Annotated in this window: 22 protein-coding genes; 11 read left to right on the top strand and 11 right to left on the bottom strand. The window is 73.2% G+C overall.

What is annotated here, in order from left to right; translation table 11 throughout:
* Window positions 1-821 precede the first annotated feature (821 nt).
* A complete protein-coding gene (locus ACFQRF_RS02505) occupies window positions 822-1,532 on the bottom strand; it encodes an SDR family oxidoreductase (protein WP_379868422.1) in 711 nt (236 codons plus the stop codon).
* Between the two features lie 129 nt (window positions 1,533-1,661).
* Here ACFQRF_RS02505 and ACFQRF_RS02500 point away from each other — a divergent pair, with 129 nt between their 5' ends.
* Complete coding sequence (locus ACFQRF_RS02500; RefSeq protein WP_379868420.1) at window positions 1,662-2,024, top strand: MerR family transcriptional regulator; 363 nt, start codon at window positions 1,662-1,664, stop codon at window positions 2,022-2,024.
* Window positions 2,025-2,056: 32 nt separating this feature from the next.
* Here ACFQRF_RS02500 and ACFQRF_RS02495 read toward each other — a convergent pair whose 3' ends face one another.
* Both ACFQRF_RS02495 and ACFQRF_RS02490 read right to left on the bottom strand, forming a co-directional pair.
* On the bottom strand, window positions 2,057-2,869 hold the full coding sequence (locus ACFQRF_RS02495; protein ID WP_379868418.1) for a dioxygenase family protein: 813 nt from the start codon (window positions 2,867-2,869) through the stop codon (window positions 2,057-2,059).
* 1,146 nt (window positions 2,870-4,015) lie between these two features.
* On the bottom strand, window positions 4,016-4,924 hold the full coding sequence (locus ACFQRF_RS02490; RefSeq protein ID WP_379868417.1) for a universal stress protein: 909 nt from the start codon (window positions 4,922-4,924) through the stop codon (window positions 4,016-4,018).
* A 248-nt stretch (window positions 4,925-5,172) separates the two neighbouring features.
* Here ACFQRF_RS02490 and lysX point away from each other — a divergent pair, with 248 nt between their 5' ends.
* Together lysX and ACFQRF_RS02480 are read left to right on the top strand one after the other, a co-directional pair.
* Complete coding sequence (gene lysX / locus ACFQRF_RS02485; RefSeq protein ID WP_379868415.1) at window positions 5,173-8,607, top strand: bifunctional lysylphosphatidylglycerol synthetase/lysine--tRNA ligase LysX; 3,435 nt, start codon at window positions 5,173-5,175, stop codon at window positions 8,605-8,607.
* Window positions 8,604-9,308, top strand: a complete 705-nt coding sequence (locus ACFQRF_RS02480; RefSeq protein WP_379868414.1) for a DUF998 domain-containing protein — start codon at window positions 8,604-8,606, stop codon at window positions 9,306-9,308. The genes lysX and ACFQRF_RS02480 overlap by 4 nt, the downstream gene beginning before the upstream one ends.
* A 487-nt stretch (window positions 9,309-9,795) precedes the next feature.
* Here the strand turns inward: ACFQRF_RS02480 and ACFQRF_RS02475 are convergent, their stop codons facing one another.
* Entirely contained in the window at window positions 9,796-10,380 is a 585-nt protein-coding gene (locus ACFQRF_RS02475; RefSeq protein WP_379868412.1) for a DUF3800 domain-containing protein, read from the bottom strand.
* Between the two features lie 128 nt (window positions 10,381-10,508).
* Entirely contained in the window at window positions 10,509-12,620 is a 2,112-nt protein-coding gene (locus ACFQRF_RS02470) for a HelD family protein (protein WP_379868410.1), read from the bottom strand.
* A gap of 617 nt (window positions 12,621-13,237) precedes the next feature.
* On the opposite strand from ACFQRF_RS02470, the gene ACFQRF_RS02465 reads away from it, so the two are divergent.
* Window positions 13,238-13,957, top strand: a complete 720-nt coding sequence (locus ACFQRF_RS02465; RefSeq protein ID WP_379868409.1) for an MIP/aquaporin family protein — start codon at window positions 13,238-13,240, stop codon at window positions 13,955-13,957.
* 76 nt (window positions 13,958-14,033) lie between these two features.
* On the opposite strand, the gene ACFQRF_RS02460 is transcribed toward ACFQRF_RS02465, so the two are convergent.
* The 3 genes from ACFQRF_RS02460 to ACFQRF_RS02450 all read right to left on the bottom strand — a co-directional run bounded on the left by ACFQRF_RS02460 (window position 14,034) and on the right by ACFQRF_RS02450 (window position 15,087).
* Window positions 14,034-14,237: a hypothetical protein gene (locus ACFQRF_RS02460; RefSeq protein ID WP_379868407.1), complete on the bottom strand. Its 204-nt coding sequence runs from the start codon at window positions 14,235-14,237 to the stop codon at window positions 14,034-14,036.
* Between the two features lie 176 nt (window positions 14,238-14,413).
* Entirely contained in the window at window positions 14,414-14,848 is a 435-nt protein-coding gene (locus ACFQRF_RS02455) for a PIN domain-containing protein (RefSeq protein WP_379868406.1), read from the bottom strand.
* The gene (locus ACFQRF_RS02450) at window positions 14,845-15,087 is read right to left on the bottom strand and encodes a ribbon-helix-helix protein, CopG family (RefSeq protein ID WP_379868404.1); all 243 of its coding nucleotides are present in this window, start codon (window positions 15,085-15,087) and stop codon (window positions 14,845-14,847) included. The genes ACFQRF_RS02455 and ACFQRF_RS02450 overlap by 4 nt, the downstream gene beginning before the upstream one ends.
* 126 nt (window positions 15,088-15,213) lie before the next feature.
* On the opposite strand from ACFQRF_RS02450, the gene ACFQRF_RS02445 reads away from it, so the two are divergent.
* Complete coding sequence (locus ACFQRF_RS02445) at window positions 15,214-15,579, top strand: hypothetical protein (RefSeq protein ID WP_379868402.1); 366 nt, start codon at window positions 15,214-15,216, stop codon at window positions 15,577-15,579.
* Complete coding sequence (locus tag ACFQRF_RS02440) at window positions 15,572-16,015, top strand: hypothetical protein (protein ID WP_379868401.1); 444 nt, start codon at window positions 15,572-15,574, stop codon at window positions 16,013-16,015. The genes ACFQRF_RS02445 and ACFQRF_RS02440 overlap by 8 nt, the downstream gene beginning before the upstream one ends.
* On the opposite strand, the gene ACFQRF_RS02435 is transcribed toward ACFQRF_RS02440, so the two are convergent.
* Window positions 15,922-16,683: a DUF998 domain-containing protein gene (locus tag ACFQRF_RS02435; protein ID WP_379868399.1), complete on the bottom strand. Its 762-nt coding sequence runs from the start codon at window positions 16,681-16,683 to the stop codon at window positions 15,922-15,924. The genes ACFQRF_RS02440 and ACFQRF_RS02435 overlap by 94 nt on opposite strands.
* A gap of 176 nt (window positions 16,684-16,859) precedes the next feature.
* Between ACFQRF_RS02435 and ACFQRF_RS02430 the strand changes: the two genes are divergently transcribed.
* The gene (locus ACFQRF_RS02430; protein WP_379868397.1) at window positions 16,860-17,726 is read left to right on the top strand and encodes a sulfurtransferase; all 867 of its coding nucleotides are present in this window, start codon (window positions 16,860-16,862) and stop codon (window positions 17,724-17,726) included.
* Window positions 17,727-18,106: 380 nt separating this feature from the next.
* Here the strand turns inward: ACFQRF_RS02430 and ACFQRF_RS02425 are convergent, their stop codons facing one another.
* Entirely contained in the window at window positions 18,107-19,312 is a 1,206-nt protein-coding gene (locus ACFQRF_RS02425; protein ID WP_379868396.1) for a DUF418 domain-containing protein, read from the bottom strand.
* A gap of 238 nt (window positions 19,313-19,550) precedes the next feature.
* On the opposite strand from ACFQRF_RS02425, the gene ACFQRF_RS02420 reads away from it, so the two are divergent.
* The 4 genes from ACFQRF_RS02420 to ACFQRF_RS02405 all read left to right on the top strand — a co-directional run bounded on the left by ACFQRF_RS02420 (window position 19,551) and on the right by ACFQRF_RS02405 (window position 25,310).
* Entirely contained in the window at window positions 19,551-20,144 is a 594-nt protein-coding gene (locus tag ACFQRF_RS02420) for a TetR/AcrR family transcriptional regulator (protein ID WP_379868394.1), read from the top strand.
* Window positions 20,145-21,813: 1,669 nt separating this feature from the next.
* Complete coding sequence (locus tag ACFQRF_RS02415; protein ID WP_379868392.1) at window positions 21,814-23,685, top strand: S1C family serine protease; 1,872 nt, start codon at window positions 21,814-21,816, stop codon at window positions 23,683-23,685.
* A gap of 487 nt (window positions 23,686-24,172) precedes the next feature.
* A complete protein-coding gene (locus tag ACFQRF_RS02410; RefSeq protein WP_379868391.1) occupies window positions 24,173-24,574 on the top strand; it encodes a nuclear transport factor 2 family protein in 402 nt (133 codons plus the stop codon).
* Window positions 24,575-24,662: 88 nt separating this feature from the next.
* Window positions 24,663-25,310: a DUF6518 family protein gene (locus ACFQRF_RS02405; RefSeq protein ID WP_379868389.1), complete on the top strand. Its 648-nt coding sequence runs from the start codon at window positions 24,663-24,665 to the stop codon at window positions 25,308-25,310.
* A 34-nt stretch (window positions 25,311-25,344) separates the two neighbouring features.
* On the opposite strand, the gene ACFQRF_RS02400 is transcribed toward ACFQRF_RS02405, so the two are convergent.
* Window positions 25,345-26,274, bottom strand: coding sequence for a DMT family transporter (locus ACFQRF_RS02400; RefSeq protein WP_379868387.1), 930 nt, complete (start codon window positions 26,272-26,274; stop codon window positions 25,345-25,347).
* Window positions 26,275-26,300 lie beyond the last annotated feature (26 nt).

Raw genomic sequence — 26,300 nt, 5'->3', positions numbered from 1 at the left:
AAGGCCGCGTGCACCGGCTCGAACTTCGCGGGGAACAGGAACAGGCCGATGTCGGCGAGCGCGGGACGGCTGACCGCCTTGTGGTGCAGGCGGATTCGAAGGGCTCCCGCACCACCACGCCCTCGCTCACGCCGCTCTCCGCCAGCTGGTCGTATACGAGGTCCACGGCGAACGTGTCCCCGGCCAGCGGTTCGCCGAACCGGACGGCCCCCAGGGGTACAGGCCGTTGCTCCCGCTCGTGGCCCGATGGGACCGGCCGTGCGCGTGGTCCAGGACCTCGCCGGCACGGTTCGCGGCGCCCTACCCGATGAGTACGTGCCCTTCGAGGGAGCCCGCATAGCCCGCGAACAGGGGGCGCACCTCCGGCGTGCGTTCGTCAGAAGCTTGAGGGCCGTGGCCGGGTCGCCGTTCTGGATCAGGAGATTGCCGAGGGACAGGCCGACGAGGTCCCCGATCTCCGTCTCCGTGCCGGCGCCGACGGCGTGGTCGAACCCGTCCCGGGCCTTGTCCGGATCGCCGGTGAGTTGGGCGCGATGCCGTCGAAGAGGACTCGGTCGCCGTCCGTGTACGTCTGGAAGACGGGTGCGAGCATCACCGCGGCCAACGGTCCGAGCCAGGGGGTCTTCTCCCGCGGCGACCTGTTCCAGCCGTTTCCGGCAGGGAGTCGCCGAGCCCGTTCTCGCCGAGTTCGATGCCCGCCAGCGCCATGGCCGCGTGCCGGACACGGCGGTGCGTCCCGCGTCGGCGAACAGCGCCGAACGCCCCGAGACGGGAGGGCGAACGGGGACGGATCCCCGCACCGCCTCCGCGGGACCGCCGGATCAGCCCGGGTGCGCCGTCTCGCGGTAGAACCGGGCGGGGTCCTCGGCCAGCGACGCCTTGACCATGGCGCTCCACTCATCGACCAGGACTTCCAGCCGGCCCGCCTCGACGCCGTCGAGTGCCGCGCGTGCGACGTCGGCGGGGTCCGGTTTGTCGAAGTCGTACCCGGCCATCATGTCGGTGTCGGCGGCGGCCAGGACGACGCCGGTGACCAGGGTGCCCTGCCGGGCGAGTTCGAGACGGACGCCGTTGGTGAGGCTCCACGCGGCGGCCTTGGCGGCGGAGTAGGCGTCGCCCTCGCCGCCGGAGAACCATGACCGCGCGGACAGCACGTTGACGATCGCGCCGCCTCCGTTGGCCGCGAGGATCGGGGCGAAGGCGCGGACCATCCCCAGGGTGCCGTAGAAGTGGGTGTCCATCTCCAGCCGGATCGCGGCCATGTCACCGGAGACCAGATCGGCGCCGGTCGCGACGCCGGCGTTGTTGACGAGCAGGGTGACGTCGGTGGCCACGGCCGCCGCCGCGGCCACGGAGGCGGGGTCGGTGATGTCCAGCCGCAGCGTCTCGGCTCCGGGGACGGCGACTCTCTCCGGGTGCCGCGCGGTCGCGTACACCTTCGCCGCGCCCCGCTGCACCAGCTGTCCGGCAAGGTGCCGCCCGATGCCGCGGCCGGCGCCGGTGACGAGGGCGACCGAGTTGGCGATCTTCATACGTTGGGTCCTTCGCTGACGGAGTTTCCGCAGGACGCGGTGGGCTCGGGAGCGCACCCGCGCCTACGCTAGGACCTCACGTCGGCGTGAGGTGCAAGCCCGCGTCCACCCGATCGAAAGGAGATCCCCGTGCGGATCGGCGAGGTCGCCGCGAAGGCGGGTGTGAGCGTGCGAGCGCTGCGCTATTACGAGGAGCAGGGCCTCCTCATGCCGTCCCGCACGCCCGCCGGGCAGCGCTCGTATCCGGAGAGCGCGGTCGACCGGGTCCGGCTGATCCAGCACTTCTACGCGGCGGGGCTCACGAGCCGCGCCATCCTGGAGCTGCTGCCCTGCATCGACTCCGGGGCGGCGGCTCCGGAGATGCTGGACAGGCTGGCCGAGGAGCGCGACCGCATCGACCGGCAGGTCCAGGAGCTGCTGGCCACGCGCGACCGTCTCGACGGCGTGATCGCCGCGGCCGAGCGGCCCGGACCCGACTGCCGATACGACTGATCCGGCCGTCCTGGCCGCCCTGGCCGCCCGGCTCAGTCGAACTGGAAGGCGCGCTTGGCGAGCCCGTACCAGAAGCCGTCGATGACGCTGCGGGCCCGCTCGCTGGTGACGGCGCCGGCGCCGAGCGAGACGAACAGCGGGGCGAGGTGTTCGCTGCGCGGGTGCGCGATGTCGGCGGCCGGGCCCTTGACCCGCCAGTCCAGCAGCGCGTCGACGTCCCCTGCCTCGGCGGCACGGTGCGCCCAGTCGTCGAACTCCGCGGACCACTGCGGCGGGGCCTGGTCGGGGGCTCGGCGCAGGTCCACGCACGACAGGTTGTGGGTGAGGAATCCGCTGCCCATGATGAGCACCCCTTCCTCGCGCAGGGGGGCGAGCCGGCGGCCGACCTCGAACAGGTCGCGCGGGTCGAGGGTGGGCAGCGAGACCTGCAGGACGGGGACGTCAGCGTCGGGGTACATCTCCTTCAGCGGCACGTAGGCGCCGTGGTCGAGCCCGCGATCGGGTGCGTCGGCGACCGGCGCCGTGCCGCCGAGCAGGCGGCGGACGCGCGCGGCGAGCCACGGGGCGCCCGGGGCGGGGTAGCGGACTTCGTAGTAGCGCTGCGGGAAGCCCCAGAAGTCGTACACGAGCGGCACCGTGCCGGTGGCGCCGATGGTGACCGGCTCCGCCTCCCAGTGCGCGGACACGATGAGGACCGCACGGGGGCGCGGGAGGTCCCGGGCCCAGGCGGCGAACTGCCCGGTCCACAGCTCGTCGTCGGCCAGCGGCGGCGCGCCGTGGCCGAAGTAGAGGACGGGGAGCCGTCCGGTGGGTGCGGCGGATTCGGGTTCGAGCGCGCTAGTCATCTGGGCCCCTTCCGCGGCGGTGTTCCGCAGCAACTTCGCAGAAAATTGTTTCCCAGGAAGAGAGTAGACCGGCTGCGGTCCCGGCGCCAGGCCGGTGGGCGGCGGAGAACGCGCGACGCCCCGTGGGCTCCCGGTACGCGTCCCAGCATCCGTGCCCGAGGACACCGCCGCTGCCGGCACCGCAGACGTCGGACGGAATGCCGTCCACGGTCACCCATGCCCGGGCGCACCCGGCGGCCAGTACGGGTATCGGGCCTCTGGTGACGTCCGGGGACGGATTCGGAGCCGGCGGGTTCCGGTGACCGGCCTTGCGAGGACGGACGACGGGCCGCCGGAAGCAGGGGCGAACATCCGACCCGGCGTGCTCCGCCCGGCCTGCCCACCGGAGGTCGCCGACCCCACCGGCCCGACCGGCACCGGGCGCCCCCTTCGGGGGCCGGTCGGCGGGGAAGCGCGGACGGCACGGAGTGCCGCCCGGCCGCACTCCATGGCCTGACGTGACAGCGTCCCCGGCCGGGCGACGCGGGCGCGGCGGGCCACCCGGCGTCACCGGCACGACCGGCGGTCCGCTCTTCCGCGGCGGTCACTACGCGACCACGAGGTTCCGCTCTCCCCGTGCGGCGTTGCCGATCCCGCATCGGGACCGTCGGTGGGGGTGCGCTGAACCGACCTCGGGCGCGGCGACGGGCGCCGCGGACCGGCTGGTGGTGCCCTGCCTTGCCGCCCTTCTCACCGCGTCCATCCGGACGACCGCGTCCCGCCCGCACGCGGACGACACCGCGAACACGTCCTGCCCGGCCACGGCCCCGAACGCCGGTGGCCACGCACAGCCCCGATCAGGATCGGCCGATCGGGCACCTCCGCCCCGCGCACCGTACCGGTTCGAGTACGAGCGCCACCCGCACGAGACGGCCCCGGCCGGGTTCACCGCCGCGAAGTGGCGCACACCGGCACTTCGCACCCGGCGCCGGACTCACCGTCCGGTGGCGTTCCCCGGGGCGTTCCGGTCGCGTCCCCGGCCGGGCGACGGGACACATCAGTCCGTGTCGGCTCGCCCCGGCCGGTCTCGGATCCACCACATTGCAACGACCGGCCGCCCGATCCCCGCACGGACGCCCGGCACCGGGTTCGCGCCTTCGACGGGTCTCAGTGCACGACCGCGACCGGACCGTGCGCGCCGTGCAGGACCGATTGGCTGACCGAGCCCAGCAGCAGCCCGCGGAAGCCGCCGCGGCCGCGCGAGCCCACGACGATGAGGTCGGCCGGCGTGCTCTCCTCCAGGAGCGCCACCACCGGGTGGCCCCGGACCACGCGGGCCTGGACGTCGACGCCGGGATACGCGTCCCGGAGGTCGGCGAGCGCCTCGTCGAGGGTGGTGCGGGCGGCCTCCGCCACCGACTCGTCGTTGAAGACCTCGGCCGGCACCGGGCCCATGGACGAGGCGAACGCCGTGATGGGCTGCCAGGCGCAGATGGCGACGAGCCGGGTCTCGCGGACCCGCGCCTCGTCGAACGCGAACCGCGCCGCGCGCTGCCCGTGCTCCGAGCCGTCGACGCCGACGACGATCCGTCCCCTGACCCCCTGGGCCGTCTCGTGCTTCTTGGGCAGCACCACCACCGGAACGGGCGAGTGCGCCGACACCTCGACGCCGACGGAGCCAACGAACGCCGACGCGAAGCTGCCCAGCCCTCGGGAGCCGACGACGACGGTCGCCACGTCCCCCTCGGCGGCCTCGCGCAGCAGTGCCTCGGCGGGCCGTTGCTGGACCAGCCGGGTCTCGACCGTCAGCTCCGGGTAGATCCGGATGATCCACTCGCGGGCGTACTCCAGCAGCGCCCGGGCGTCCGCCGCCCGTGGGGACTCGTCCTCGTTCCGGCCGCGGACGACGATCTCGCTGAACGGCCCCTCCTTCTCGTACGGCAGGACCGCGCTGACGATGCGCAGTCCCATGCCGCGCAGCCGCGCCTCGTTTCCGGACCATTCGAGCGCGTACCGGCTGGAGTCGGAGCCGTCCACGCCGACGATGATCCAGCGGGCCGACGACGTGCCGTTCATCGATCTGCCTCGCTCTCGCTCGCCCACCGGTGCCGGGCGGTCGTGACGGGCCGCGGCGCCACCGTTCCGCCCGACCGATCGACGAACCGTAATCAATGCGGATGTTTCTGGTGATACCCGCCTCGATCCCCCTCAGGCGCACGGATCCTGTCCGGTTCGTCACCGCCGGCCGACGCCCGTCACGCACCGGGACACACCTCCCCAGCTGGGTAGATACCGGATGGCCAGCAGCGACGACGAGGAGTCACGTGAGCACCACGGCACGCGCCACCGCACCGGGGCGGCCGACGCCGCGCCGGACCGGGGAGGACGAACGGCCCCGGCCCGCGCTCTGGCCGCGCGTCATCCACCGCCTGCCGGCCGTCCTCGCCTGGGCGCTGGCCGTGATCGCCCTGGTGTCGGCCCTGCGCGCGATCTTCTACCCACTGCGGGTGCTGACCCAGCCGATCGCCCACCTGCTGGAGATCGTCTTCGTCCCCGCCCCCGCGAACCTCGCGTACGCCGTCTTCCTGTCGCTGCTGGCCGGGGCGCTCGCCGCCCGCAAACGTCCCGCGTACACCGTCGCGCTCGGCTATCTCCTTCTGGTGACGGCGATCGACGTCGTCGCGCTGGTCGGCATCGTGGTGGCCCCCCTCCACCCCGCCGAGGAGCACCTGCGGGACTGGGCGCTGTGGTGGGTGGTGCCCAACACGGCCATCACCGTCCTGCTGCTGGTGCTCCTCGTCGCCGCCCGCCGCGAGTTCCGGGCGGCGGTGCAGCCTTTCTCGTTCGGGCGGGCGCTGCTCGTTCTCGTCTGCGGGCTGGCCGCCGGGATCCTGCTCGGCTGGGGGCTAGTGTCGCTGGCCCCGGGCACCCTCGCCCCCGGGTGGGACCGGCTGCTGTGGTCGGCGGAGAAGGTCCTGGGCGGGGCGTTCCGGCTCACCGTGGGCCGCGCGGGCGAGGCGCCGGGCTGGGTGAACCTCGCGCTGGGGCTGTTCGGCGCGCTCGCGCTGTTCGCGGCGATGCTCGCGCTGTTCCGGTCCCAGCGGGCCAAGGCGGAGATCACCCCGGCCGAGGAGGCCGAACTGCGGGCGCTGCTGGACCGGCACGGTGAACGCGATTCGCTCGGCTACTTCGCGACCCGCCGCGACAAGTCCGCGTGCTTCTCCCCCAGCCGCAAGGCCGCGATCACCTACCGCGTGGTGGCCGGGGTGAGCCTGGCCAGCGGCGACCCCATCGGCGACCCGGAGGCGTGGGGCGGCGCGGTCGCCGCCTGGCTGGACGAGGCCGAACGGCACGCGTGGCACCCCGCCGTGATGGGCGCCGGGGAGGACGGCGCCCGCGCCTACGCGCGGGCCGGGCTGCGGGTGCTGCAACTCGGCGACGAGGCCGTCCTGCACGTGCCCTCCTTCACCCTGGAAGGGCGCGCCATGCGGGTGGTGCGCCAGGCCGCGCACCGTGTGGCACGCGCCGGCTACACCGTGCGGGTCCGCCGGCACGCCGAGATCGCCCCGGCCGAGATGGCCGACATCGTCGACCGCGCCGCGGCCTGGCGGGACACCGAGACCGAGCGCGGCTTCTCCATGGCGCTGGGACGGCTCGGCGACCCGGCGGACGGCGCCTGCGTCCTGGTGGAGGCGCGCGACGCCGACGGCCGGCTGGCCGGGGTGCTCTCGTTCGTCCCGTGGGGACGGCACGGGCTGTCCCTCGACGTGATGCGGCGGGACCGGGCGTCGGACAACGGGCTCATGGAGTTCATGGTGGCCGAGCTGGTGCGGGCCGCGCCGCGGCTCGGGGTCGCCCGGGTATCGCTGAACTTCGCGGTCTTCCGCTCGGCGTTCGAAGAGGGCGCCCGGATCGGCGCGGGTCCCGTGCTGCGCGCCTGGCGTGGGCTGCTGCTGTTCCTGTCACGCTGGTGGCAGCTTGAGGCGCTGTACCGGTCCAACGTCAAGTACCACCCCGAATGGATCCCGCGTTTCCTCTGCTTCGGCGATGCCCGGGACCTCGCCAGGGTGGCGCTCGCCTCAGGCATCGCCGAGGGCTTCGTGACCGCGCCGAGCCCGGTCCGGCTGCTGCGCGGCGCCCCGGCGCGCCGGCCGCGAACCGTTCCCGCGCCGGTCGTCCCCGCCGCGCGTCCGCCGGAACCGGCGGGTGGCCCTCCCGAGGCGGCGGCACTGGAGACCGACGGCGCCGGGCCGCCTCCGGGCGACCGCCCGGCCGTCCCCGAACAGACCCGGGTACGCCTGGCCAAGGCCGAGGCCGTTCGCGCGGCCGGACGGGACCCCTACCCGCCCGGGTTCGCGCGCACCGGCACCTGCGCCGAAGTGCGGTCCCGCGCCCGCGAACTGCCGCCCGGCACCGTCACGGCGGACCCCGCCGCGGTGGGCGGCCGGGTGGTGCTGGTCCGGGACCACGGGGGCGTGTGCTTCGCGACGCTGCGGGACTGGAGCGGCGACCTCCAGGTGCTGCTGAGCGAGAGCGGAGTCGGCCCGGCGGCCCTGCGCCGGTGGCGGGCCGAAGTGGACCTGGGCGACCACGTCGGCGTGCGCGGCACGGTCGCGACCAGCCGCACCGGTGAACCGTCGCTCGCCGCGGCCGAGTGGCGGCTGACCGCCAAGTGCCTGCGTCCGCTGCCCGACAAGCGGCGCGGACTGGCCGACCCGGAGGCCAGGGTCCGGCGGCGCCACCTCGACCTCGTGGTCGACCCGGACGCCCGCGACGCGCTGCGGGTGCGCAGCGCCCTCACGCTCAGCCTGCGCCGCACGCTCGTGGAACGCGGGTTCGTCGAGGTGGAGACCCCGATCCTGCAGCCGGTGCACGGTGGCGCGCACGCGCGGCCGTTCGTCACGCACGTCAACGCCTACGACATGGACCTCTACCTGCGCATCGCGCCGGAGCTGTACCTGAAGCGATTGTGCGTGGGCGGAGTGGACCGGGTCTTCGAGCTGGGACGGGCGTTCCGCAACGAGGGGGTGTCCGCTCGCCACAATCCCGAGTTCACCCTCCTGGAGGCGTACCAGGCCTACGCCGACTACCACGACATGCGCGCGCTGACCCAGGAGCTGATCCAGCGGGCCGCGACGGCGGCGCACGGTGCTCCCGTGGTGCGCCGGCGCCGGGCGGACGGCGGCATCCGCGAGGTGGACATCGGCGGCGACTGGCCGGTGGTCACCGTCAACGAGGCCGTCTCCGCGGCGGTGGGCGGGGAGGTCACCGCCGACACCTCCGAGGCGCGGCTGCGCGCACTCGCCGACCGCGCCGGTATCGCGCTCCGGCCCGGCGGCACCCGCGGCGGCGTCCTGCTGGAGCTGTACGAACGCCTGGTGGAGGCCCGCACCGAGCTGCCGACCTTCTACACCGACTTCCCGTCCGACGTGTGCCCGCTGACCCGCCCGCACCGCGACGACCCACGGCTCGCCGAGCGGTGGGACCTGGTCGCCTTCGGCATGGAGCTGGGCACCGCCTACTCCGAGCTGGTCGACCCGGTGGAGCAGCGCCGCAGGCTCACCGCGCAGTCCCTCGCCGCGGCTGCGGGCGACCCGGAGGCGATGGAGCTGGACGAGGACTTCCTGGAGGCGCTGGAGTACGCCATGCCGCCCACGGGCGGGCTCGGGCTCGGCGTCGACCGGCTGGTGATGCTGGTGACCGGCCGGACCATCCGTGAGACCCTGCCGTTCCCGCTGGTCCGTCCGGGGGTGCGGTGAAGCCCTCGCCGTGGGACGCGGTGCGGTGGGCGGGCCGGATCGCCGCGCTGCTCGCCGCGCCGGTGTACACCCTGTGGGCGCTGGAGTTCGTCCTGCCCACCGGGCTGGACGCCACGGTGAGCTTCGTGAGCGAACTCCAGGCGCGCGACCGCCCGTACGCCGGGTTCTTCCGGGTCGGCGACCTGATATCCGGGGCGCTGTCCATCGCCGCCGGCGCGGCCTGCCTGGCGGCCGGCGCCCCGGGCCGGTGGCCGCGGGTCACCGGACTCGCGCTGGTCGTCTTCGGCGCCGCGACCGTCGTCGACGCGTCCGTCCCGATGGACTGCGCGGTGTCGGTGAGCGCCCGCTGCGCGGCACTGGACCGCGCGCACGAGTTCACGACCACGCACACCTACAGCAGCTCCGTCGCCGGGGCGGCGGCCCTGGTGGGAGGCGCCGCGCTCACCCTGGCGGTCCGCCCGGTCGCGGTGCGGGCGTTCGCGGCGCTGTGCGCGCTGCTGGTGGTGGAGGCGCTGGCGCTCGCGGTGTCGCTGGTGCTGCTGGCCCTCGGCTTCGGCGAACCGGTCCCGGGCTTCGGCACGGCACAGCGGGTGCACGTGTCGGCGATCGCGCTGTGGCTGCTGGCGGTGGGGGTGCTGCCGGCGCTGTGGGATGGCCGAACACGAGGGCCCGGCGGGGAGTCGCCCGCTCCAGCGCATTGAGGTTGCGATCTGCCTCCGTCCGGATACACTCTGTCGCGGACGCCGCGCCCCGTGGGGGCGTGGAAGACGTGGAGCCACGTATCCTGGGGCAGACCGGGCACGTGGCTCGGCGCGTTTCTGCGGTGCTTTCGCTCCAACAGATCGAATGTCGCGCGTCGCACACAGGCCGGATACACTCGGTGACATCCGCCGTGCCCCGTGGGGGCACGGAAGACGTGGAGCCAGATGACCTGGGGCAGACCGGGCGTCTGGCTCGGCGCATTTCTGGACATGTCAGCATTTCGGCACCAAATTAGATTCTTGGTTCTGTGGCGCCCAAAAGCACGGATCCGTCAGAGGGTGCCTGACCATGTGGTTCGCCGTTGCATCTCGCAGACGTTCGAGATAGAGTTCTTCGCAGATGCCGAGCCCCGCGGGGGCGCGGAAGACGTGGAGCCACGTATCCTGGTGTAGACCGGGCACGTGGCTCGGCGCATTTCTGGACGTGTCAGCATCCTGTAGCGACTTCGATCTCATAAACGGATGCCTTGATGATTTCGTAGTACTCTTCGGCGCCATGAAGGCGGGCCCGCACCGCTCCGGCTACAACATCCGCCACCCACAGCAGCGGCTCTTGGTGACCGAGAACGTGGCGGACCTCGAACCGGCTGCCCTTTACCAAGGCGAAACGGGCGTCAATAACAGTACGCACATCCCGTTGGTCCAGAGCCGGGGTCCGGGCCTCACAGCACAGGACCTCAACACCGTATCCATGAAGCTCAGGAACCAGCGCGTGCAGACACTTGGCGCGCGCGCGTTCTTGACGTCCTCGCGGGCAGGGAGCCCCCATAGCGACCAGATACACCCCGCAAAGGTCGGCGACTTCAGCGGCGACGAGTTTGCGCCGATGCGCGTCCATCTTGGTCCAGTGGCTCTTGTAGGTGCGGTGACTACCATGAATCGTGCGGATCGTTTCGCGGGCATTGTCGGGGTCGCCATCAAAGACGGCGGCCGCCAACACGTAAAAGCCGCCGCTATCGGCCTCGTGAAACGACTCGTCCGCGTACGCCACGCGAGGGGGCTCATGGTTCATGCCGAAGAGATTGCCAGCTCAACGTCCTTTCCGAGGAATCCAGCGGATCTTCGTTCGGCCGGTGAGTGGTCGTTCTTCCGCCCAAAATGCGCTTAAGGCGACCGGAATTCAGGAACTGGTCCGTTCCCTCACCCCGCACGCAAAATCTCGGGCAGTGGCTCACTGTGCACAACGTGCAAGGTGCTCACCGCGCGGGTGAGGACCACGTACAGCCGGTGCAGCCCCCGTGTCTCCGCAGCGACGATCCTGGCGGGTTCGGCCACGATCACGGCGTCGAACTCCAGGCCCTTGGCCAGCGTCGCGGGGACGCACACCAGGCGCTCGGTCTCCAGGGCGTCGGCGCGTTCGGTGAGGTCGGCCGCCGGGAGGCCGGCGGCCAGCAGGGCGGCGTGCAGGGCGGGCAGTTCCGCGTCGGCGGCGATCAGGCCGATGGAGCCCACTCCGGCGAGTTCGGTGCGGCAGGCGTGGATCAGCGTGTCCGTCACGTCGGCGGGTGGGCAGTCGGTGATGCGGAGCGAACCCGCGGACCGGCGGACCGCCACGGGGGCGCCCAGGCCGGGGGCGATGCCGGGGAGCAGGCGGGCCGCGTAGTCGATGATCTGTGCGGGGACCCGGAATCCGCGGTCCAGGACGGCGAGCCGGGCGTCGGGCTTGCCGAGGTGGGCGAGCAGGGACGGCCAGTCGGGCGCGGCCCACGGAGTGGTGGCCTGGGCGATGTCGCCGAGGACGGTGAGGGAGCCGGTACCGGCGCGGCGGGCGACGGCGCGGGCCTGCATGGGGCTGAGGTCCTGGGCCTCGTCCACCACGATGTGCCCGAGGGCGGGCGGGCGTTCGATCAGCCCGGCCGCCTCGTCGATGAGCGCCAGGTCGGCGATCGACCACCGCGCCGACTTCGGCCCGCGGGGGCGGCCAGGGAGCCGGACCTCGGCCTGCTCCTCGGCGGACAGCAGGCCGCCGGCGGCACGGGCCAGGCGCTCGGGGTCGGTGAGCAGGCCGAACACCAGGCGGACGGGGTCGGCTTTCGGCCACATCTCGGTGACGGCGGCGCGGACGGCACGGTCGCGGCGGACCTGGTTGTGGGTTCGGTCGTCGCAGACCTCGCCGGCGCTCTCCATCCGGGAGAGGACGGCGTGCGCGATGCGGTGCGCGAGGAGTTCGCGACCGGCGCCGTAGGAGACGCCTCGGGTGCGCAGTTCGGCGAGCAGGTCGGTCAGCTCGTCGGGGTACAGCCGCCAGCGGCGGGCGCCGCGCCGCACGACGACCGGTTCGGCCGGCGGATGGGGCAGCGACCACAGGTCGCGGCGGATCACCTTGGCCATGCGGGCGTCGCCCTTGACGCGGGCGGCGGTCTCGGAGTCGGTACCGCGCACCTCGACGTGGCCGAGCAGGTCGTCGACCGTGGTCTGGGTGACGTCGACCTCTCCCAGCGCGGGGAGCACGTTGCGGATGTAGCTGAGGAAGGAGCGGTTGGGGCCGACGATGGCGACACCGCCACGGGAGAGGCGCTGGCGCTCGTGGTACAGGAGGTAGGCGATGCGGTGCAGGCCGACCGCCGTCTTGCCGGTGCCGGGGGCGCCCTGGACGCACAGGGTCTGCTCCAGCGGCGCGCGGACGAGGTCGTCCTGTTCGGGCTGGATGGTGGCGACGATGTCGCGCATGGGGCCCGAGCGGGGACGTTCGATCTCGGCGGCCAGCAGTTCGCCGGCGCGCCCGCCGCCGTCGCCGCCCGGTCCCGCCAGGTGCTCGTCCTCGAAGGCGGTCAGTTCCGCGTCGGGGCCGAACCCGTACCGGCGGCGGACCCGCACGCCCATGGGGGATTCCGGGGTGGCCCGGTAGAAGGCCACCGAGATGGGGGCCCGCCAGTCGAGGACCAGCGGGGTTCCGTGCTCGTCGTGCACGTGCCGGCGGCCGATATGGAGGCGGTCGGGTTCGGTGGCGGGGCCGGTGTCCGGGTCGGGGTCGGCGACCACGCCCGGTTCGAAGTCGAGGCGGCCGAAGAACAGTGGCACGTCGGGAAGGTCGGCCAGTTCTTCGGCCCGCCGGGCGCGGGCGCGGCGGAGCACCTCGTTGGTGACCTTGTCGCCGACGATGTCGCCGAGCGCGGTCTCGGTGCTCAGGACGTCGGCGCGCATGGCGCGCAGCGCGGCGCGGGCGGTGGCCAGATGGGCGCGCTCGGCCCGGATTTCGGCGTCGGGTTCGGGTTCGGGGGCGGCGAGCAGCCCGGAATCGGGTTCGGCCATGGGACGGCAGCCTCGGCTTTCGGCGGGGACGGACGGCAGGCGGCGGGTGCGTGGGTCCCGCCCCGGGCTGCCCCCGGTTCGTGCCGATCCTCAGCGCGCGATGGTGTGACGCCGCCAGAACGATTCGGGAATGCTAGCGCGGCCGGTCCGGAGCCGCAATCGGATTCGCGGAAGGGGCCGGGTGGGGCCCACGTCGCCGGTGGAACGCGTCCTGACGGCGGGCCGGGCGATTCGGTCGCCGCTCGGCACGGGCCGGGCGACCGGCCCGTGGCCGCGATCCGGGCCGGATGGAGCTCCGGCGTCCCCGGGTCGTTCCCGTTCCCCGCGAGGGAGAACCACGTTCACGTGCGAACGCCGTCTCGGTGCCGCGACGGCCGCCGCGTCATCACGGCCGGCATGACGACTCCGCCGCTGCCCGACGGCGGATCGCCGGCCTGCGCCGGTGCCCAGGTGCGAGCGGGTTCTCCGGCGGCCGGCGGCGCGGAGCGCCATGGTCGTGTTCCACGGCGCCGGACGCATTTGTGAAACACGTTTCAGCGGACCGTCATAGTCCCGGCCCCTGAGGGGTATGCGATCGGTATTTCGATCCTGTTCCACCATGCCGATCGGAGGCCCTCATGACACCGGCATCGATCTTCGTCGGGGAGTTGTTCGGGACGGCGATCCTCGTCCTGTTCGGCGGCGGCGTGTGCGCCGCCGTCACCCTCAACCGCTCCAAGGCGAAGGGCGCCGGCTGGGTGGCGATCGCGTTCGGCTGGGGGTTCGGTGTGATGGCCGGCGCCTACATGGCGCTGCCGCTCTCGGGCGGGCACCTCAACCCGGCGGTCACGCTCGGCCTCGCCCTGGAGAGCGGCGACTGGCCGCTGGTGCCGGTCTACTTCGCGGGGCAGATCCTCGGCTCGATGCTCGGCGCCACGCTGGTCTGGCTCACCTATCTCGGCCAGTTCCGTGCGTCGCAGGGGCCGTTCCTCGGTGTCTTCTCCACCGAGCCCGAGATCCGCAACCCGGCACAGAACCTGCTGACCGAGATCGTCGGCACCTTCGCGCTGGTGTTCGTGGTCGTGGCGACCGGGCAGAACACCGGACTGGCGATGTCGGGCACCGGGGTGCTCATCGTCGCGCTGCTGGTGGTCGGCATCGGGCTCTCGCTGGGCGGCCCGACCGGGTACGCCATCAACCCGGCGCGCGACCTCGGCCCGCGGATCATGCACCAGTTGCTGCCCATCGCCGGTAAGGGCGGCTCCGACTGGGGCTACGCCTGGATCCCGGTCGTCGGGCCCGTCATCGGCGGTCTGGTCGGCGGCGGCCTGGGTATGGCGGTGTACTCGCTCGTCTGACTCGCACCGGGCCGAAGCCCGCCCCGCCGTTGGATCACGGCGGGGCGGACTCACGTCCGGGAACCGGAGCCGGCCGTTAGGCGTTCGCGAGGCACTGGGCCAGCAGGTTCAGGTTGAGGTTGAGGTTGATCAGCGCCGGACCGGCCTCTGCCTCCTGCAGACACTGCTCGATGGTCTGAGCGACCTCTTCCTCTTCCTCGTGCCCGAAGGCGAGCGCGGGGCTCCCCCCGAAGCCGAGCAGGGCGGCGCTCACCGCACCGACAGTCGCGATCTTCGCCATGGCGCGCATGGGACACCTTTCTCTTCAACAGGATCCATCCGGCCATCGGCGCACAGCGAACAGCCGATGACCCTCTGCAACTCTGCCGGTTATCTCTGCGGGTCAGAGGCGAAGTGGCCGCGTAGTTGCCAGGTCTTTGCCCGGAATAGTGGAGTGATCTCCATGTCCGGCTGGATTCAGCAGTCGGCCGGCAGAATTCGGAAGGCGTCGAATCCCGGCGTCAATGGCGCGATCGCGCGAAAATCACGCTGGTCCAAGGTGAATATCCGGTCTGTTTTGTACCGGTCTGCGAGCACGACACCGACAGCGTCGGCGACGTCGAGCCGTAGCCCCTCGTACTTCTGCCGCACCTCAAGCGCACGGCGAAGATCGACAGGCTTCACCTCGGCGAGTCGGTACTGTCCCTCCTCCATACGCGCGATCAGGGCTTCCAAGACCCGCATCGCGGTCGGAAAGCCGTGATCCCGATGCACAAGGTGGTCGAGCTCAGCCACGACGAGCGGGGAGATCACAAGAGCTTCCGTTGCAACGATTTGCGCCGCAGCAACATACTCAGCAGCCGCGCTGTAGAACGCCGCGTAGAGAGCGGACGTATCGGCAACGATGATCAACGTCGAGCCGCCCGCTCCTTGATGTGTTCGTATATGGAGTTGTCCATCTCCTCAACGGTCTTCGGACGATCTCCGTGGATGACCGGCAGCTCCCGCCGCAGGGGCTTACGCCCAGAGTCCTCCAGCAGCAGCCCCACCGCTCGCCGGATGAGCTCCGCCTTGGTCACACCCGTCGCGGCGGCCTCGGCGTCGAGACGTGCCTGCAGTTCACTGGGCAGGTAAACCGTGGTCTTATGCATGGGTGCATGCTACCACCCGCCATACGTTTCACCAGGCGGGTTTCCGGCGCTTCACACCACGTACTACATTGCGTAGTGCTGGATGGAGCGATCCCCGGAGGTGCGGCATGATGCGCGGAGGCACGCGTGGTTGACGGCCTGACCACGACGATCGAGATCGCCTCGCTGGCCCTCGCCGTGTGGTGCCTGATCTCGACCTTCCGCGATCAGCCCATGGTGGTGCCGCATCTGGTCGCCATGGCGGTGCTGGAACTCCTGCTGATCGGCCAGGCGGTGGTCTCCACGGTGCTGATGGTGGGCGGAGAGCGGCCCGCCGAGATGATCACGTTCGTGGGGTACCTGGCCACCGTCGTGCTCATCCCACCGGCGTGCGCCGTGTGGGGGTTCATGGAGCGCAGCCGCTGGGGGCCGGCGGTGATCGCGTTCGCCTGTTTCATCCTGCCGGTGATGATGGTCCGGCTCGAACAGATCTGGGATCCGAGCCTTGCCTGAGTCAGCGCCACAGACCACCGCGACGTCGGCCAGCCGCACCGGCCCGGGCAGGGTGCTGGTCGCGGTGTACGCCGTGTTCGCACTCGCGGCCACGGCCCGAGCCGCCGTGCAGATCCTCACCAGGTTCGACGAGGCGCCGCTCGCCTACCTGCTCTCGGCGCTGGCCGGTGTCGTCTACATCGTGGCCACGGTGGGCATCGCGCGCAGCGGGCGGACCTCGCACCGGGTGGCCATGGTGTCGTGCGCGGTGGAACTGGCGGGCGTCCTGGTGGTCGGCTCGTTCAGCCTGCTCGACCCGGCCGCGTTCCCGGACGACACCGTGTGGTCGAGGTTCGGCAGCGGCTACCTGTTCATCCCGCTGGTGCTGCCGGTGCTGGGCCTGCTGTGGTTGCGGCACGTCGCCCGGCTGGACCGGGCGGCGGAGCGCAGCGCCTGAGGCGCAACCGCGCCCCGACCGGCCGGTGGCCGTGCAGGAGGCGGGCCGGCCGCGGCGCTGCGGAGCAGGACCGCGATGATCCCCACCTCGGTCACCAGCATGATCCGCTGCGCCATCCCGATCCCGGTGCGCTGGCAGTACAGCGTGATCACGAGCATCACCCCGAGCATGAGCAGGCTGGCCAGCGCGAGCCGGCGCAGCGCGCCGGCCGGGGCGGCCGGGTTCACGGCGGACAGCCGCGGCGCGAGGTGCCACGACGCCACCGGCAGGCAGCAGAAGCTGCCCAGCGTCGCCCAGCGGTGGATCTCGCCGCCGACCGACAGCCCCCCGTGCCCCAACGGGTCGGTGGGCACGAGCGCGGCCACCAGCAGCCCCGCGCACCAGACGCCCGCCAGCGTCCACGTGAGTCCGCCCAGAGGGCCGTACCGGACCCGCAGGGCCGCGAAGGCCGCCGCCGACGCCACACTGAGCGCCGCGATGGCCGGTCCGACCAGCACCCCGTAGCGGGAGAAGGCGAAGGAGCTCACCACCTGGTTCACCGGGTCCATCTCCCCGTCGGCGTGCACGACGAGGATCGCCACCACCGCCAGGATGAGGGCGGACGAGGCGAACCTGCCGAGTGCGGCCGCCTGGGCGCGCTCCGGCCAGGTCGGCGTGACCTCACGCATGGCATCGACCGTCGCTTCCCGGACACCGCTCGGCGTCCGGGAAGCACCCTAGGCAGCCCCTGCGGACCGCCCGGCCGACCGTTCGGACGTGTCGGGTACAGAGCCGGTATGGAAAGCGCAAACGGCCGCCCGGCGCCTGCGGCGTGCGCCGGGGGTCCGCGTTGTATCCTGCGGCCATGTCGCATCCGGAGCGGTCGTCCCACCTGCCCGTCGCCGTCAGCACCGAGTGGCTGGCCGACCACCTCGACGACGTGCTGGTGGCGGACGTGCGCTGGTACCTTGACGGCCGGTCGGGCCGGGACGCCTATCTCGGGGGCCACCTGCCGGGCGCGGTGTTCGTCGACGTGGACACCGATCTCGCCGCCCCGGGGACCCCCGAAGGCGGCCGGCATCCGCTGCCGAGCCCGGAGGCGTTCGCCGTGGCGCTGGGCGCGCTCGGGATCGGCGACGACACCGCGGTCGTCGCCTACGACGACGCCGGTGGGTCCGTCGCGGCGCGCCTGGTGTGGATGCTGCGCACCCTCGGCTCGCCCGCCGCTCTGCTGGACGGCGGCATCCAGTCCTGGACCGGCGCGCTGCCGCGCGACCCGGTGCGCCCGGCGCCGCGCCCGCGCACCCCGGTGGCGTGGCCGGCCGACCGGGTGGTCGACACCGCAGCCGTGCTCGCCGCGACCGCCGACGACGGCCAGCTGCTGCTCGACGCCCGGACCCATGGCCGGTTCACCGGCGCGCAGCCCGCCCCGGTCGACGCGCGCCCGGGGCACATTCCCGGCGCGCGCAGCGCCTTCTGGCAGGACAACCTGGGCCCGGACGGCCGGTTCGCGCCCCCGGAGCGGTTGCGCGAGCGGTTCGAGGGACTCGGCGCCGCGCGGGCCGGCACCGTCACGGCCTACTGCGGCTCCGGGGTCACCGCCTGCCACGACCTGCTCGCGCTCGAGCTCGCGGGGTTCACCGGCGCCCGGCTGTACCCGGGCTCGTGGAGCGCCTGGGGTGCCGATCCGGACCTTCCCGTGGAGTCGGGCGAGACGTCAGGGCAGGCGTGAACCGGCCGGACGCGCCGCTCCCGGTGCCGGCCCTGGCGACCGCGATCGCCAGGGTGGTCAGTGGCCTCTTCCTGGGGGCCGACGGCACGCTCATGCCATAGACGCGGCCGCCGTCGATGCTCGAACGGCACGACGCACGGCGGAGAAGCCAGCCCGGTTCGACCAGGAGCCGGACGCCATGACCGACGAGGAACGCCTGGAGCCGACGATCGCCGGACTCGTGCGGCAACACCCCTCGGTGGGACCTCGCAGAGGAGCGTCGCGAAGCGGCCCGCCGTGCCGCCTCGGAGCCCTCGACCGGTGATCGCACGCCCCATCCGGCCCGGACGCGAGCGCCGGGGGCCATGCGGACGGACCGCCCCATCGCCCCCGGCTCCGGCTCACCCGGTGGGGGTGGGCGTGGCCGACCGCCTTCCGTAAGTGAGGCGGCGGATGAGGGCCTCGGCCGGGCCGCGCCGGTTCGCGTGCCGGAGGAGTTCGGCCACGGCGATTCCGGTCAGCCAGACCGCCGCCCCGACCAGGAGGGACGACGCAACGCCGATGTGGCCGGCGAGCCCGAGGGCGAACGGCGCGAACAGCACCAGCCACGCCACCGACTGCAGCAGATAGCAGGTCATCGAGCGCTGGCCGCAGCCGGCCAGCGCGGTGACGACCGGGCCGCGCCGGTCGGCGAGCCGGGCGGCCAGCAGACCGACCAGCGCCGCGTAGCCGAAGCCGCCCAGATACCCCGAGACGGTGTGCAGCACGCTGGCCACCGTCATGGCGACAGTGGACGCGTCGTCCCACACCAGTGCGTTGACCAGCGCGAGGGGCAGTCCGCCGGCCACGGCGGCGCCGAGGCCGACGGCGGCCGTACGGCGCAGCAGCGTCCGGTGGCGCTCGGGGTGGTCGAGCAGTCCGCGACGGCCGGCCCACATCCCGACGAGAAGCGGAGCGGCACCTCCGATCGCGAACAGCACGGTGGTGAACGGCCAGGACCCCACCCGGAGCAGCATGTCGGCGAGGTAGTCGCCGGATCCCTGGGCCGAGGAGGCTCCCGCCCCGGTGGCCGTCACGAGGCCGACGTACACCGCGTTGTACAGCACCGGCAGCACGACCGCGCAGCAGACGGCGAGCCGCAGCAGCGACCGGTCGGACAGGCGCAGCGCGCTCACGAACAGCAGCGAGAGCAGACCGTAGGGACCGAGGATGTCGCCGCCGAACAGCAGCACGCCGTGGCAGGCGCCGAAGACGAGCAGCCACCAGGCGCGCCGGCGCAGCAGGCGCCGGACGGCGGGCCAGCCGCGGCCCCGTGCCTCCTCCCGGACCAGGATCCGGGCCAGGCCGTAGCCGAACAGGGCGGCGAACATCGGGTAGCCGCGGCCGTCGGCCAGCAGGGTGAGCGCCCCGGCGGCGAGCCGGTCGAGCGGTCCGCCCTCCGTGGGATAGCCGGCGGGGAGATACGCAGTGGCGTTGACGTACATGTGGGCGTGGACGACCGCGATGACCAGCAGCATAAGGCCGCGCGCCAGGTCAGGGGCGAGGGAGCGCCGGGGTGCTCCGGCGGACCCGGCGACCGGATCGGCCGCGGTGGAAGAGGTGGACAAGGGGGTCTCGCCTTCTGTCCGGAAAAGCGGGAGATTTAACGGAACGCCGGGCAGGGGTGGCCCCAGACGCACCGCACAAGGCGCCGCATTACCCTGCCTATAGATACGTGAACGTATCCAACAGCGTGCCCATTATAAGCAACGTCCCCGTATCTAAGAGAGGATTCGCGTGGAAGGCGAGACCGAAGACCCTGCCGGACCGCGCCCGGGGGGCCGACGCCGCCGGGGAGCGGCGCTCGTGGCGGCGATCCACGAGGCGGCCATTGCGGAGGTCACGGAGGTCGGCCTCGGCCGCATGACGATGGAGGGCATCTCCCGCCGCGCCGGAGCGGCCAAGACCTCGCTGTACCGGCGCTGGTCATCGCCGCACGACCTGCTACTGGACGCGCTGCACGCCACCTTCCCGCAGGAGGAGCCGTCCCCCGCGACCGACGACCTGCGCCGCGACCTGATCGGCGCCCTGCGGCGCATGGTCGTGTGGCTGGGCAGCCCACAGGCGCGGGCGGTGGCCGCCATCATGACCGAACGCGACCTGCACCCCGGACTGGCGGAGGAACTCTTCGAGCGCGTCTTCGAGCCGCGCGGCGGCCGGTTCACCCGGACCGTGCTACGGCACTACGCCGAACGCGGCGCCATCGACCCGGCGCTGGTCACGGCCGTGGTGGAGGACATCGGCGAAGCCCTGGTGATCAAGCGCTTCAACGACACCGGGGAACTGCCGGATGACACCGTGATCACCGCCATCGTCGACCAGGCGATCCTCCCGGCCGTCGGCATGCTCCCCGACCGGCGTCCGGAGGGTCGACCACCGCACACGTTGCGACGGCCATGACCGAACGCGACCCGCACGCCGGACCGGTGGAAGAGCCGTTCGGCCGAGTCGTCTCCGCATGAGCCGGGACGGCCGCCACCTCCCCCGAGGAGACGCGTCCCGCGCAACCAGGGCCACCTACGCGGCGACCAGTGGCCAATGGTCGCGGGGCGGCGGCTCGCAGGCGTGCGATCGCCGCCAGCGTGACCGCCCCACGGCATCGTCGCGGCGACGCCGGTCGCGCCTGTGGCCGAGAAGGCGGCAGCGCCATGGCGCACGCGCTGCAGCGTGGCGATCGGTGGCCGTCATCTCCCCGTAGGCGGAGCCGTAGCGCGGTGGCCGCCGGCCGGACGATCACGAGTGGCCGGGGCCGGCAGAGGGGCCGTTCGACCGAGTCTTCGGGGCCGGGTGGCGGCCCATCGCCGTGGCGGCGGACATCGGCTAACCGAGGACCGGCGCGTGCTGGACCAGGCCGCACGGCGCGAACATCAGCACAGGTCATGACCCGACGCACGCCGATCATCGGGCACAGCGCTGAGGGCGGCTTCGATGCCCGGGGGCGACCAAGCGCCGGGAATCCGGCCGCACACGGATGACGTGCCGCGCGGGCGCCCACCGCCCAAACGGGCCGTGCGTGCCTGGTTCGTGACCGGCTCGAATCCACGGAGTCGCCGACACCGCCCACCGGGCGGAGCACCGGCACCGGCCGCCGTGATCCTCCATCAGCGGACGCGTCTTGGTGGTGGGCTCGCCCCCTCGACCGGCCCAGCGCCCGCCCGCCCTCATCAAGCGCTCCGCCACCGGCGGACCGCTGGGCGCCCCCGGCATCGTCGACCATACGGCCCTCCCGGCCGTTGGTGTGCTCCCCGACCTGCGTCCGGAGCGCCGCGGTGCCCGAACGCCCGCCACGGCCCCGGTGGCGCCAACGCCGGTCGCGCCCTCGCCGAGTACCGCACGAGTCCGGCCGGTCCGGCTTCCAGCGACGTCGCGGCTCCGGGCCGGTCCCGTTCCGGCCGTGGGAGCCGGTGCGAACCGGCACGGGACGCCATCGCCGGATCTCCGCTCGCGCGGCCAGCCGGATCACCGAGGACCGCGCGTGTCGCCTCGAAGGGCCGGCACGCGCGGACCGGTGGGTGGGCGCGCGGGACCAAGGGTTACCCTGGCTGGACACCGCGTGGCCTGCGGACTTGGGTTAGTGGGCGGCCACGCGGTGGGTTCGTGTGAGAGGCGTGGGTCGGCACGGCTCAATGGTGCGGCACGCCGGGACCGGAAGGTGGGCGACGCGCCGTATCAGGGCGACCGGCGGAGTCCGCGCGTCGGCGTGAGGAGCCACGGTCCGAGGTGCGGATCGTGGGGGCTGCCGGTCGGGGCGACCGGCACGGTGACCCGTCGGGCCGGCGTATCCCTCGGCCGCGCGACCGGCGGGGAGGGCGTTCGAGGACGTTCGCGTTGTTCCTCGTCAGACGGGCGCGACCGGCTCGTACGCCGCGTTACGGGTGATCGTCGCGGACCGGCCGGCAACAGCCTCCTTCAACTCGAAACCCGGCCTATCCGCCGTCTCACCGCACTCTAACCTTCCACGCCGAGTCTTGTTGGCGAACCACGAGATATCGGCGGGCGACGTCCTCCGCCGAGGGCGGATCCCCAGGAGGCTCCGCCCACCGGAACCGAGCCCCGCCCGGAGGAGCACATGAGCGCAACCGATCCCACCAGCGGAACTTCCAGCGAGGGGCCGCAGGGCGGCGACCGCGCCGACGAGACGCGGATCGAAGCCGCCGGTGCCGTCCCCACCCCGGCCGGCGCCGCGTCCCCCTCCAGGGCCGACGCCGAGCAGACCGACCCCTTCCCCCACGCCCCCGCGTCCGGCGCCCCCGAGAGCGAGCGCCCGGCGGCCACGGACCCGGTGCCCGGCCCGGCCTTCGCCGATCCCACCGCCACCGGTGCGGGCGACGCGGGACAGCGGCCCGCAACGGCGCCCGAGTCTCCGGCGGCACCGTTTCTCCAGCGGTCGTCCCTGCCGAGCCGGCCGCGCTGGCGCCGGCTGTTCGGCCGCTCCGCGGGCGAGCGGCGGCCGGCCGAGCCGGACGCCGCCCCGGCGGCGGCCGCCTGGAGCGGACCGGCCGCGTCCCCCTCGCAGCCGCCGGGACACTGGCCCGACGCGCCCACCGGCCGCCCGGATCCGGGCGGGCCGGGCGTCTTCGCCGCGGCGGCCCCCGGCCATCCCGGTGCCGCGGGCGCGGACCCGTCGTCGCAGCCGACCGACCCCTACGGCTTCGGCGCCCACCCGGCGGGCGGGCATTCCGGCGGCGGACACGGCCAGCCGCCCTTCCACGCGCACGGGGCGTTCGCCGCGGGACCGCCCGAGCCACCGGCCGGCAAGCGCCCCGGGCAGCAACGGCTGCTGCTCGTGGCCGGCGCGACCGCGCTCGTCACCAGCCTCATCGTCGGCCCGGCCGCGGCGGTGATCACCACCCAGGTGCTGTCCGGCGACGGGAGCAGCACCTCCAGCTCGCTGACCGCCCAGCCGTCCGGCTCGGTCTCCAGCGGTTCGGTGAGCACGGTGGCCTCCAAGACGCTGCCCAGCGTGGTCTCCATCTCCACCAGCACGGGCAGCGGCGGCAGCGGCGTGATCATCAGCTCGGACGGCCAGATCCTGACCAACAACCACGTGGTCGCCGGTGCCCGCGATAACGAGATCAACGTGCAGTTCAACGACGGCAGCGAGGCCACCGCCACCGTGCTCGGAGCCGACCCGGTGTCCGACCTGGCGGTCATCAAGGTGGACAAGACGGGTCTCACCCCGGCCGAGTTCGGCGACTCCGACAAGGTCGAGGTGGGCGCGGACGTCGTCGCGATCGGCTCGCCGCTCGGCCTCTCCGGCACCGTGACGTCGGGTGTGGTGAGCGCCGTCGACCGGCCGGTCAACACCGGCGTCTCCGAGGAGCAGCAGCCGGAACAGCAGCAGCGCGGACTGCCGTTCGGGTTGCCCGGTGAGCAGGACGGACAGGGCTTGCAGGGGCAGCAGGGTCCCACCTCGGCGCAGACCTCGACCGTCATCAACGCGATCCAGACCGACGCGCCCATCAACCCCGGCAACTCCGGTGGTCCGCTGATGAACATGGACGGCGAGGTCATCGGGATCAACACCGCGATCGCCGGCACCGGCGACCCGGCCGGCGGCCAGTCGGGGTCGATCGGGCTGGGTTTCGCCATCCCGATCAACCAGGCCCGGCCGATCGCCGAGCAGCTGATCGAGGACGGACGGGCGGACTACGCCGCAATCGACGCGACGATCACCGCCGCCCGGACGGCCGACGAGGGCCAGGGCGCCGGGATCGTCCAGGTCGGCTCGAACGGCGCGGCGGCCGAGGCGGGGCTGCGCGAGGGCGACGTCATCACCAAGGTGGACGACCGCACCGTGACCGACCCCGATGTGCTCATCGCCGCGATACGCTCCCACCAACCGGGCGACACCGTCACCATCACCTACGAACGGGATGGCCGGACCCACGAGGCGGAGGTGACGCTCTCGGCGCAGTCCGCCGACAGCATCGGCGGATGACGGACCCGTCCCCGTCCTCCGTGTGGGGGATGCGGAGGACGGGGGCGCCTACCTCGCGGGTGATCGGCCCGCGGACCATGACCCGACGACGATGACGAACCCGGGATCCCGATCTCAGGGACCCCGCCAGGGCCGCCCCGGGTGGTGCCCGTGCGAACCTTCCCACTGCACGGTCGCCACCCGGGGTGTTTCGTGTCCGGGCCGGGCGGCTCGGAGCGGTCGAGGGGGCGGGGGTCACGCTTACGCACTCCGGATCCGGCCCTGCGGGACCCTTCCCAGCCCGCCCCCCTGGTCGCGGGCCCCGGTGGACACCTGACCGACCGCTCGCCGGAGACGGTACCCCCAGGCACCGACGGTTCTCCGAACAGACGGCGCGAGCGTCGCGCGTTCTGGACCGCGGCGAGCCTCACCGGACTGTTGGCCGCACCCACGAACCCATATAATTGGTCGCGCCAACATTGGATACGCCAATGAAAGAGGTCGCCGCATGTCCGAGATCACCGACCGCCTGGAGATCGCCGAGCTCTTCGCCCGGCTGTCCCGGCTCCTTGACGAGGCCCGCCACGACGACGCCGGCACCGTCTACACCGACGACGTGGTGGTGCGCTCGCCGCGCGGCCTGCTGCGCGGCGTCGACGAGGTGACGGCCCACCTGCGCGCCCACCAGCTGCCGGGCGAACGCACCCAGCACGTGCACGGCGACATCCTCGTGACCGTCGACGGCGACCACGCGTCGGCCTCGGCGAACCAGCTCGTCTACTTCTACCGGGACGGGCGGCCTCCGCACCGCGAGTCCGGCGTGCGGCTGCGCTACACGGCCGTCCGCACGCCGGACGGCTGGCGCTTCGACACCGCCCACATCGCGGTCGCCTTCCAGCGCGCGGCGTGACACCGCAGTGCGGCGCAGCCGCGGCTGCGGACGGTCCCGAGTCCGGTACGGTGTGCGGCGACCGTGCCCCTGCCCGGAAGGGACCCCTATGCCGACGGCGGCCACCTCGACCGACGAGGTGACGACCCGATCCCCACTGGTGTACCCCGGGGTCGCACTGGCCGGCGGTCTGCTCGTCGGCATGGCGACATCCGTCGCCCAGGGACTGCTCCCCGGCATCCTGCACTCGCTCGCGAACTCCTCCGGCTCCTGGAGCCTGATCGCGTTCCTGCTGGCCATGCTCTGTCCACGGCCGCGTGTGGCCGCCGTGATGGGCGTGGTCACGCTGCTCGCGATGGTGGCCGGCTACGACGTCGCCTCCGAACTGCGCGGCTACGCCACGTCGCTGGCCAGTTCGGCCTTCTGGCTGGTCGCCGCGGTCGTGGTGGGCCCCTTCCTCGGCCTGGGCGGGAACGCGGTCCGCACCCGTTCCCGGATGGCTCCGGCCGCGATCGGCGCGATCAGCGGGGTGCTCGTGGGCGAGGGCGTGTACGGGCTCACCGTGATCGCGGACACCACCTCGCCGGAGTACTGGTGGGCTTCGATCGCCGTGGGCGTCGGGGTGCCGGCGTGGGCGGTCGTCCGCCGATTCCCCTGGGTGCGCCCCGCCCTCGTGGCGGTGGGGACCACGGCGCTCGTCGCCGGTGGGTTCGTCGTGGCCTACACCGCGGCCCCGCTCGTGCTGCTGGCCATCTGACCTGCGCCGGTCCTCGCCGGTGCCGCACCGGAGGTCAGCGCGTCACGGGCTCCGTCTCGCGCGCGCCGTCCCCGGCACGGCGGTCCGCTGCCCCGGATGGGGGCGGCCCCGTTTCCGTGCGGGCGGCGCGTGGCCGGGAGTAGCGGGCCAGAATCCCGGTGCCGACTCCGACCAGCACCGCCGCCAGGACGGCGACGGCCGCCGCGCCGGGGTGCGAGGGCAGTGGTTCGTCAAGATAGAGGACCCCGATCACCGTTGCCGCGACCGGATCGCTGATCAGGAGCGTGGCGTAGGCGAGCGTGAAATGGTCCGTCCGGTAGGCGTTCTGGATGACGACCGCGCCGATCAGGGCCATGGCGATGGCCACGAAAGTGAGCGGGCGCAGCACGCTCACCGGGTGCGCCAGCGCGTCGACGCCGACGATCCGGGCCAGCGCCGAGGTGACCGCGTACCCCACCCCGCCGGCCACCGCGAGCATCAGCGCGCGTGCCGCGTCACCGGCGCGCCGGGCGATCCACGCGCAGGCGAGCATGATCGCCACGGCCAGGACCGGCAGCGACACGAGGGCGCGGCCGGACGGTTCCGGCTCGTGGGGATCGAAGGGCAGGGCGCTCAGCAGTGCGACGAGGCCGCCGGTGATCGCGAGGGATCCCCAGATCTGGGCCGGCAGCGGCCGGCGCCGGTGGAAGAGGGCCGAGAGCAGCACCGCGAAGAGCAGCCCGCTGACGCCGATGGGCTGGACGATGGTGAGCGGGGCGTGGCTGAGGGCCAGCAGGTGCCCGGCGAGGCCACAGCCCGTCAGCAGCGTTCCGGTCAGCCACACCGGGTCCCGCACCAGCCGCAGCAGCAGCCGCGCCTGGCCGGTGCCGCCCGCCGAGAGGTGCAGCACGCTGCGCTGCTGCAGCGCGGCTCCCGCGGCGAACGCCAGTGCTCCCGCCACGCCCGCGACAATGGCCCACGTCATGTATCAGCCCCTTCGCCGGACCATGT

Source organism: Marinactinospora rubrisoli, assembly GCF_042664915.1.
Taxonomy (GTDB): domain Bacteria; phylum Actinomycetota; class Actinomycetes; order Streptosporangiales; family Streptosporangiaceae; genus Marinitenerispora; species Marinitenerispora rubrisoli.
The sequence above is the reverse complement of the archived record's forward strand: the minus strand, read 5'-3'. Positions and strand labels throughout refer to the sequence as shown.

Coding starts and splice junctions, on each gene's coding strand:
- ACFQRF_RS02505 (WP_379868422.1), bottom strand. CDS start 1,532: ATGAAGATCGCCAACTCGGTCGCCCTCGTCACCGGCGCCGGCCGCGGC.
- ACFQRF_RS02495 (WP_379868418.1), bottom strand. CDS start 2,869: ATGACTAGCGCGCTCGAACCCGAATCCGCCGCACCCACCGGACGGCTC.
- ACFQRF_RS02490 (WP_379868417.1), bottom strand. CDS start 4,924: ATGAACGGCACGTCGTCGGCCCGCTGGATCATCGTCGGCGTGGACGGC.
- ACFQRF_RS02475 (WP_379868412.1), bottom strand. CDS start 10,380: ATGAACCATGAGCCCCCTCGCGTGGCGTACGCGGACGAGTCGTTTCAC.
- ACFQRF_RS02470 (WP_379868410.1), bottom strand. CDS start 12,620: ATGGCCGAACCCGATTCCGGGCTGCTCGCCGCCCCCGAACCCGAACCC.
- ACFQRF_RS02465 (WP_379868409.1), top strand. CDS start 13,238: ATGACACCGGCATCGATCTTCGTCGGGGAGTTGTTCGGGACGGCGATC.
- ACFQRF_RS02460 (WP_379868407.1), bottom strand. CDS start 14,237: ATGGCGAAGATCGCGACTGTCGGTGCGGTGAGCGCCGCCCTGCTCGGC.
- ACFQRF_RS02450 (WP_379868404.1), bottom strand. CDS start 15,087: ATGCATAAGACCACGGTTTACCTGCCCAGTGAACTGCAGGCACGTCTC.
- ACFQRF_RS02435 (WP_379868399.1), bottom strand. CDS start 16,683: ATGCGTGAGGTCACGCCGACCTGGCCGGAGCGCGCCCAGGCGGCCGCA.
- ACFQRF_RS02430 (WP_379868397.1), top strand. CDS start 16,860: ATGTCGCATCCGGAGCGGTCGTCCCACCTGCCCGTCGCCGTCAGCACC.
- ACFQRF_RS02415 (WP_379868392.1), top strand. CDS start 21,814: ATGAGCGCAACCGATCCCACCAGCGGAACTTCCAGCGAGGGGCCGCAG.
- ACFQRF_RS02410 (WP_379868391.1), top strand. CDS start 24,173: ATGTCCGAGATCACCGACCGCCTGGAGATCGCCGAGCTCTTCGCCCGG.
- ACFQRF_RS02405 (WP_379868389.1), top strand. CDS start 24,663: ATGCCGACGGCGGCCACCTCGACCGACGAGGTGACGACCCGATCCCCA.
- ACFQRF_RS02400 (WP_379868387.1), bottom strand. CDS start 26,274: ATGACGTGGGCCATTGTCGCGGGCGTGGCGGGAGCACTGGCGTTCGCC.